Genomic DNA, 529 nt, shown 5'->3' with positions numbered 1-529 from the left:
CAAATTCTTTACTCCATCATATTTGATGAAGTTGGCTGCTGCTTACGAGGCAAACAAGCAAAACAAGGAAGCTTTGGATGTTTACAACGAAATCGTAGAGAAGTACGCAGAGTCAGCTGAATATATCAMYGCYAMTGWAAGTAMARGGCGRTGTTAGAARSMWCTGTTGTATTACCGAAGGATATTAATTATCAATATGGGGAAGGAAAGTTTTCATTATATGCCCAAAGCAGCACAGGATTAGCAGATGCAATCGGTTTTGAAAGACCAATGATAGGAGGTTCTGGTAAAATTCAGAAAGTTGATAATACAGGACCAAAAATTCATTTATATTTAGATGAAAAATTGAAAAGAGACGTATATTACAACGCCTAATCCTCGGCTATTAGTAGATTTAGAAGATGAAAGTGGCATTAATATTGCAACAGACGGCTTAGGTCATCAAATACTATTAACGCTCGATGATAGTACTCAAGTAATACTAAATCAGTACTATACAAGTGCGCTTAATACCTACCAACAAGGCAAT

The 529-nt window shown here is 36.0% G+C and carries 1 pseudogene; it reads left to right on the top strand.

The features are described from left to right. The first annotated feature begins 25 nt into the window (after positions 1-25). Positions 26-157, top strand: a pseudogene (locus BWI92_RS29050) (tetratricopeptide repeat protein). The last annotated feature ends 372 nt before the right edge of the window (positions 158-529 follow it).

It is taken from the genome of Flectobacillus sp. BAB-3569, assembly GCF_002270355.1.
Classification (GTDB): domain Bacteria; phylum Bacteroidota; class Bacteroidia; order Cytophagales; family Spirosomataceae; genus Flectobacillus; species Flectobacillus roseus.
The sequence above is the reverse complement of the archived record's forward strand: the minus strand, read 5'-3'. Positions and strand labels throughout refer to the sequence as shown.